This window comes from Cupriavidus sp. 2TAF22, from assembly GCF_052115045.1.
GTDB lineage: Bacteria > Pseudomonadota > Gammaproteobacteria > Burkholderiales > Burkholderiaceae > Cupriavidus.
This window is the reverse complement of record NZ_JBFRFX010000002.1, coordinates 478,971-485,984: the sequence shown is the minus strand read 5'-3', so window position 1 is coordinate 485,984 and position 7,014 is coordinate 478,971. Positions and strand designations below refer to the sequence as shown.

Annotated in this window: 8 protein-coding genes; 3 read left to right on the top strand and 5 right to left on the bottom strand. The window is 68.5% G+C overall.

What is annotated here, in order from left to right; translation table 11 throughout:
- Positions 1–1,376: MdtA/MuxA family multidrug efflux RND transporter periplasmic adaptor subunit (locus AB4Z48_RS04770; RefSeq protein ID WP_441612720.1), on the bottom strand; the 1,376-nt coding region annotated here is incomplete at its 3' end.
- 315 nt (positions 1,377–1,691) lie between these two features.
- Here AB4Z48_RS04770 and AB4Z48_RS04765 point away from each other — a divergent pair.
- The 3 genes from AB4Z48_RS04765 to AB4Z48_RS04755 all read left to right on the top strand — a co-directional run bounded on the left by AB4Z48_RS04765 (position 1,692) and on the right by AB4Z48_RS04755 (position 4,195).
- A complete protein-coding gene (locus AB4Z48_RS04765; RefSeq protein ID WP_441612719.1) occupies positions 1,692–2,423 on the top strand; it encodes a response regulator in 732 nt (243 codons plus the stop codon).
- Positions 2,420–3,697 (top strand): ATP-binding protein, encoded by a 1,278-nt coding sequence (locus AB4Z48_RS04760; RefSeq protein WP_441612717.1) that lies wholly within the window; start codon positions 2,420–2,422, stop codon positions 3,695–3,697. Before AB4Z48_RS04765 ends, AB4Z48_RS04760 begins: the two co-directional genes overlap by 4 nt.
- Positions 3,698–3,901: 204 nt before the next feature.
- Positions 3,902–4,195 (top strand): GYD domain-containing protein, encoded by a 294-nt coding sequence (locus AB4Z48_RS04755; protein WP_441612716.1) that lies wholly within the window; start codon positions 3,902–3,904, stop codon positions 4,193–4,195.
- A gap of 80 nt (positions 4,196–4,275) precedes the next feature.
- Here the strand turns inward: AB4Z48_RS04755 and plsY are convergent, their stop codons facing one another.
- From plsY to AB4Z48_RS04735, 4 genes are all read right to left on the bottom strand, one after another.
- A complete protein-coding gene (plsY, locus tag AB4Z48_RS04750; RefSeq protein ID WP_441612715.1) occupies positions 4,276–4,887 on the bottom strand; it encodes a glycerol-3-phosphate 1-O-acyltransferase PlsY in 612 nt (203 codons plus the stop codon).
- 115 nt (positions 4,888–5,002) lie between these two features.
- Positions 5,003–5,494: an aminoacyl-tRNA deacylase gene (locus AB4Z48_RS04745; RefSeq protein ID WP_441612714.1), complete on the bottom strand. Its 492-nt coding sequence runs from the start codon at positions 5,492–5,494 to the stop codon at positions 5,003–5,005.
- A gap of 27 nt (positions 5,495–5,521) precedes the next feature.
- Positions 5,522–6,526 carry a site-specific tyrosine recombinase XerD gene (gene xerD, locus AB4Z48_RS04740; RefSeq protein ID WP_441612713.1) on the bottom strand — a complete coding sequence of 335 codons (1,005 nt, stop codon included), beginning with the start codon at positions 6,524–6,526 and terminating at the stop codon, positions 5,522–5,524.
- A complete protein-coding gene (locus AB4Z48_RS04735; protein ID WP_441612712.1) occupies positions 6,523–7,002 on the bottom strand; it encodes a methylated-DNA--[protein]-cysteine S-methyltransferase in 480 nt (159 codons plus the stop codon). Before AB4Z48_RS04735 ends, xerD begins: the two co-directional genes overlap by 4 nt.
- Positions 7,003–7,014: the final 12 nt, after the last annotated feature.

Here is a 7,014-nt window from a genome sequence, read left to right as displayed (position 1 = left end):
CCTTCGCCCTGTGCACCCGAGGCGCCGGCGCCGCTGGCACCGCTGGCACCGCTGGCACCGCCCCAGCCGCCTTCGCGGCGGCGTCCGCGCCCGCGCGGCTGGCTGGCCGGAACCAGCGAGGCGGCGCGCGCCGCCGGGTCCACCGCTTCCACCGTCATGCCTTCCTTGAGACGGTCGGCGCCGTCCACCACCACGCGCTGGCCTGGCTCCACGCCCTTGGTCACCACCGTGCGGATGCCATCGGAGGGTCCCAGGGTGACCACCTGGACCTTGACCTTGCTGGTGTCGTCCACCACGTAGACGAAGGTGCCTTGCTGGCCGCGCTGGATGGACGCCACCGGCACCACGGTGGCGTCTTCCATCGTGTCCACGCGCGTGCGCACGTTGACGAACTGGTTGGGGAACAGCATGCCGTCGGTGTTCTGGAAGATCGCCTTGAGCTTGACCGTGCCGGTGGTGGTGTCGATCTGGTTGTCGGTGGTCAGCAGCTTGCCCTCGGCCAGGAGGTTGCGCGCCTGGCGGTCCCAGGCCTGCACGGCGACGTCCTCGCCGGCGTGCAGGCGCTTGAGTACGGACGGCAGGTTGTCTTCGGGGATCGTGTAGAGCACGGCGATCGGCTGGATCTGCGTGATCAGCGCGATGCCGTTGGTATCGTTGGTGCTGACGATATTGCCCGGATCGACCTGGCGCAGGCCGATGCGCCCGGATGCGGGGGCCAGGACGCGGGTGTAGCCGAGCTGCAGGCGCGCGCTGTCCACATTGGCCTGGTCGGTCTTGACCAGCCCTTCGTACTGGCGCACCAGCGCATCCTGGGTGTCGACCTGCTGGCTGGAGATGGAATCCTGGCCGAGCAGGGTACGGTAGCGCTTCTGGTCGAGCCGGGCGTTTTCCAGCAGGGCGCGGTCGCGCGCAAGCGTGCCCACGGCCTGGTCCAGCGTGGCCTGGAACGGGCGCGGGTCGATCTCGGCGAGCACGTCGCCGGCCTTGACCATCTGGCCCTCCTTGAACAGGACCTTGAGCATCGGGCCCGAGACCTGGGCCCGCACGGTCACGTTGGCCACCGGCGTCACGTTGCCCAGGCCGTTGAGGATGACGTCCATATTACGCCTGGCCACGGTGCTGACCACGACCGGCGAGCGCTGGGCGCCGGCGCCGCCGGGACCCCCGCGTCCGCCGGGGCCGCTGGCGCCACGCGCGCCGGGACCGGCCGCGCCGCCCTGGGCATCGGCGTTGGTGGCGGTGCGATGGTGATACCAGTACCAGCCGCCGCCGGCCAGCAGCACGATCAGCGCGGCGGCGATCAGTTTGCGGCGGTGCGAGACCGGCTTGCCGGACGGTGGCAGCTTAGCCTGTTGATTTTCTTCGGGGTTGGCCATGACCGGTTCCTGGGATGCGACGCGACGAAACGCGTTGTTCGATATTCGGGGTGGAAGAGGCAGAAGTATGCCGCAATGCCATCGGCATATGCCGCTAAGGGCACGTGGCGGCACGTCGTGCCGGCTGCTTCAGGTCGGTGCCGCGCGCTCCGGCGGCGCCGGTGGCAGCAAACATAAGCGAAGCATAATGCGCCTTGATTCCGTCGATGTTTCATTGCCGACGGCCTTTCTTACAGATCATTACCAGTGGCCCGGGTGTAATGCCCTGAAACAATTCGCCCGGATTGCCGCGCCCAGCCTAGCTATCATCTGCTTATGCGAGCCAATCAGCCTACCCAGATCCTGGTCGTCGACGACGATCCAGAACTCCGCGACCTGCTGCGCGAATACCTCAGCCAGCAAGGTTTTGCCGTGTCGGTCCTGCACGATGGCGAAGGTTTGCAGGCGCGCCTGGAGCGCGAGCGTCCGGCCCTGATCGTGCTGGACCTGATGATGCCCAAGGTCGACGGCCTCACCGCGCTACGCAACCTGCGCGCCAAGAACGACGATATCCCGGTGATCCTGCTGACCGCCCGCAGCGACGAGATCGACCGCATCGTGGGCCTCGAGATCGGCGCCGACGACTACCTCGGCAAGCCGTTCTCGCCGCGCGAATTGCTGGCGCGCATCAATGCCGTGCTGCGCCGCAAGCTGGCGCGCCCGGCATCCGCGCCGGAGGACCGCGAGGGACTGACCTTCGGGCCGTTCCGCGTGAATTTCCGCCAGCGCTCGCTGGTGCGCGGGGGCGAGGCCGTACCGATCAGCGACACTGAATTCGCGCTGCTCAAGCTGCTGCTGACGCACCCGCTGGAAGTGCTCTCGCGCGAGCGCGTCGTGGAGCTGATGTACGGCTCGGCGAGCGGCATCAGCGACCGCGGCATCGACGTGCAGATCTGGCGCCTGCGCCGCCTGCTCGACGAAGACGCGCAGCGGCCGCGCTATATCCAGACCGTGCGTGGCCGGGGCTATACCTTCGTGCCCGACGAAGCCGACGACATACCACGATGAAACTGCGCATCGATACCCTGTTCGGCCGCATCGCACTGCTGATCGCCGCCGTGCTGGTGCTGAGCCACTTCTCCTGGCTGGCAATCCTGCGCATGGACCGCCGACAGCAGCAAGTGGACTATTCGGTCGAGCAGATGCTGTTCCAGTTCGACAGTATCCAGCGCGCGCTCGCCGCTAAGCCGCCCGCGCCGCTGCCCAGCCTGGTCGAGGTGGCCAGCGAAGCCAGCGCGGCGGAGCACACCGTGGCGGCCAAGGGCCGCGCGCGGCGCCTGGTCGAGCAGTTCGCGCTGCGCCTCCCGGCCGGCAGCAAGGTGCGGCTGGAGGAGGAGGAAACCTCGCGCATCTGGGTCAAGCTGCCGCAGCGCCAGGACTGGATAGCCATGCCGGTGCTGTGGGTGCTCAACCCGCCCCCGGACAACCGCCTGGTGCCGGGCGTGATCCTGGTGGTCGGCGTGGCCATGGCGGTGGCACTGCTGATCGCCTGGCAGATCCAGCGCCCGGTGCGCGACATGGCGGCGGCGGCCGAGCAGCTGTCGCGCCAGCACAGCGTTGAGCCGCTGCGCGAGCGCGGCCCGCACGAGCTGCGCCAGCTGATCGTGCGCTTCAACCGGATGATGGCCGACCTGACGCGCATCGACCAGGAGCGCAACACCATGCTGGCCGGTATCGCGCACGATCTGAAGACCCCGCTGGCGCGGCTGCGCCTGCGCGCGGAGATGCTCGCCGATCCCAAGGCGGCGGCCGGCGTGACGCGCGATGTGGAATCGATGTCTGCCATCGTCGAGCAGTTCCTCACCTTCGCGCAGAGCGGCGAGCCGGCCGCGCGTCCGGTCCAGGTTGACCGCCGGCTCGGCGAACTGGCCGCTTCGCTGGCAGAGCAGGACAAGACAGTGGAGCTGTCGCTGACGGCGGGCGAGGGCTTCCGGATGATCGCCACCCAGCTCGACCGCATTGTCGGCAACCTGGTCGACAACGCCTATTCCTACGGCGCGCCGCCGGTGCGCCTGGCCACCTCGCGCCAGGCCGACGGCTGGCACATGGTGGTGGAGGACGAGGGCGACGGCATCCCGCCGGACGCCATGGAGAAGGTCACGCTGCCCTTCGTGCGGCTGGACCCGGCGCGCGGCGGCAACGCGCATTCGGGCCTGGGGCTGGCTATCGTCGACCGGCTGGTACGCCAGGCCGGTGGCCGGCTGGTGCTGGAAAACCGGCCCGAAGGCGGCCTGCGGGTCGAGATGATCTTCCCGTTCGCGGCGCTGGCGCAGGCGGCCTGAGCGCCCCCGCCGCGCGGCACGGCGTACCAGACCTGGAACACTTCCGGCCGGATCGGCGGGCCTGCGTGCCGGTCCGGCCGCGCCGGTGCCGTGCGGGGCGCGCGCCGGCTCGCATGGTACAGAGATTGCTGCTCCTGACGGCTTTGCCCGCGCTGCCCGCCCAGGCGGCGCATCGTGCCGTTCCAGTCGATCAGGAGACGCATCATGGCAACTTTTGTCACCCTACTGAACTTCACCGATCAGGGGATCCGTACCGTAAAGGAAACAACCCGGCGTGCCGCCGCCGTTCGCGAAATGGCGAAGACCTGCGGTATCGAGATGAAAGACATCTATTGGACGCTCGGCAAATATGACCTCGTGGCGACCTTTTCCGCCCCCGACGAAGCCACCATGACCGCGTTTGGACTTTCCCTGGGCGCGGCCGGCAATGTTCGCTCGCAGACCCTGCGCGCCTTCTCCGCGGACGAGATGGATAAGATCCTTGCCAAGATGCCGTGAACGGGTCGCTCCGACCCGCGGCCCCCATGAAAAAGCCCGCGCGAAGCGGGCTTTTTCATGGGGGCTGGCGAGGCGGCGCGTCAGCTTGCTTTTTTCTTGTCGCCGATCCGGCTTTCCTTGCCGGCCAGGAGGTTGCCGATGTTCTGGCGATGGCGCACCACCAGCAGCACGCCGATCGCGAAGACCGCGCCGGCGATCACGTCGATGCCCGACATCAACACGTAGAAGAATGGCGCGAACACCGCCGACACCAGCGCGGCCAGCGATGAATAGCGGAAGAAGAAGGCGATGATCAGCCAGGTGGCCAGCGTGCCCAGTCCCAGCAGCGGGTCGATGGCGAACAGGATGCCGGCCGCGGTCGCCACGCCCTTGCCGCCGGCGAAGCCGAAGAACACCGGGAACAGGTGGCCCAGGAAGACCGCCACCGCCGCCAGCGCGACGCCGGTGTCGCCGATGCCGTAGGCCGGCCCGAAATGCTGCGCGAGCCAGACCGCCAGCCAGCCCTTCAGCCCGTCGCCGATCAGCGTCAGCACCGCGGCTTTCTTGTTGCCGCTGCGCAGGACGTTGGTGGCGCCGGGATTGCCGGAGCCATAGGTATGCGGATCAGGCAGGCCCATGGCCTTGCTGACCACGACGGCGAAGGAGATGGAGCCGATCAGGTAGGCGGAAATAGCGAGAATCAGGTTGGCCATGTGGGAAACGGGAATTTGAGGCTGGGCGGATTGTAGCGCGGTCGGCGCCGGTTCAGTTCCGTGACTTCCCCAATACCGGAGCACCGTCTTTGCGGCACGGCCCGCCCGGGTGCTTTCAGTCGGGCAGCGCGCATTCCACCGCCACCGCACCCGCCAGCTCGGTCAGCACGCCGGGCGCGATGCTGACCAGATAGCCGCGCCTGCCGCCGTTGATATAGATCTTCTCCAGCGCCAGCACGCCGGCTTCCACATACACCGGCATGCGCTTGCGGGTGCCGAAGGGCGATGTCCCGCCCACCATGTAGCCGCTGTGGCGCTGCGCGACTTCCGGCTTGCATGGCTGCACGCTCTTGCGGCCGGTCTGGCGCGCCAGGTTCTTGGTGGAGACCGAGCAGTCGCCATGCATCAGCACGATCAGCGGCTGCGCCTTCTCGTCCTCCATGACCAGCGTCTTGACCACGGCGTGTTCCGGCACGCCGAGCTGGCGCGCCGATTCGCCGGTGCCGCCGTGCTCCACGTAGTCGTAGGCATGCTCGCCGAAGGCCACGCCATGTTGCCTGAGGAACTGGGTGGCAGGGGTTTCGGATACGTGTTTGGACTTGCTCATGATTCGGTGAACTGGCGGTTTCGTCGCTCAGCCGCGCGGGTGGTGATGCTGGTGCAGCTCGCGCAGGCGCTCGCGCGCGACATGGGTGTAGATCTGCGTGGTGGAGATGTCGGCGTGCCCTAGCAGCAGCTGCACCACGCGCAGGTCGGCGCCGTGATTGAGCAGGTGCGTGGCGAAGGCATGCCGCAGCGTATGCGGTGACAGCGGGGCGTGGATGCCGGCTTCGCGCGCATGGCGCTTGATCAGGTGCCAGAAGGTCTGGCGCGTCATGCCGTCGCCACGCTGGGTGACGAACAGCGCGTCGCAGGCGCGCTCGCCGAGCAGGGCGGGGCGGCCCTGCGCGAGGTAGCGGCGCAGCCAGTCGCCGGCTTCCGCGCCGAACGGCACGAGCCGCTCCTTGTTGCCCTTGCCGCCGACCACGCGTGCCACGCCTTCGTTGAGGCCGACCTCCACGGTCTTCATCTGCGTGAGCTCGGACACGCGCAGGCCGCTGGCGTACATCAGCTCGAGCATGGTGCGGTCGCGCAGGCCGAGCGGGGTGCCGGTGTCGGGCGCCTCGAGCAGGGCTTCCACCTGCGCTTCGCTCAGCGTCTTGGGAAAGCGCGGCGGCTGCTTGGCCGGGCGCAGCAGCAGGCAGGGGTCTGCGGTGATCATGTGCTCGCGCAGCGCCCACTGGAAGAAGCGCTTGAACACCGTGAGCCGCCGGTTGGCCGACGATGCGCGCGTCTCCAGGTGGCGCGAGGCGATGTAACCACTGAGGGCTTCGTCGTTCACCTCGAGCAGCGCGCACACCGCATTGGCATGCAGCCAGCGCGAGAGCAGCGCGAGATCGCGCCGGTAGGCGTCGATGGTGTTCTGCGAGAGGCCGTCCTCGAGCCAGAGCGCATCGCAGAAACGGCCGACCAGGTCGAGGTCGGCCAGCAGCGCGGCTTCGTCAATGGTTTCGTCGATGGCGTCATCGCTGGCTTCGTCGCCCGCGTGGGCGGCGCCGCCGCGGGCGACGTCCGTGTCGTCGGTGGGGAGTCCGCTCATATCAGCAGCACGCCTTCGTGGCGCAACAGCCAGCGCTTGGTCTCGAGCAGGTAGCCATCTTCGCTGTGGTGGGCGAAGCCGCCGAGGCCGCCGGCGCCGACCACGCGGTGGCACGGGATCACCAGCGGGAACACATTGGAGCCGCACGCTTGCCCGACCGCGCGCGGTACGCTGGCGATGTCCCGCGCCATCGCGCCGTAGGTGGTGGTCTTGCCGCGCGGGACCGCGGCGATGGCCTGCCACACGCGGCGCTGGAACCCGGTGCCCGCCGGCGCCAGCGGCACATCGAGAGGGGCGTCGGGATCGGCGTAGTAGGCCTCGAGCTGCCGCGCCAGGCGTTCTGCGACGGCGCTGGCGGGCGCGATGAGGGGCATGCTGTCCGGCAGGTAGACGATCTCGCGGATCAAGTCACCCTCGGTGCGCACGCCGACCTTGCCGAAAGGCGCGGCGAGGATGGCGTCGAAAATGGAATGCATGGTTGGCCGGGC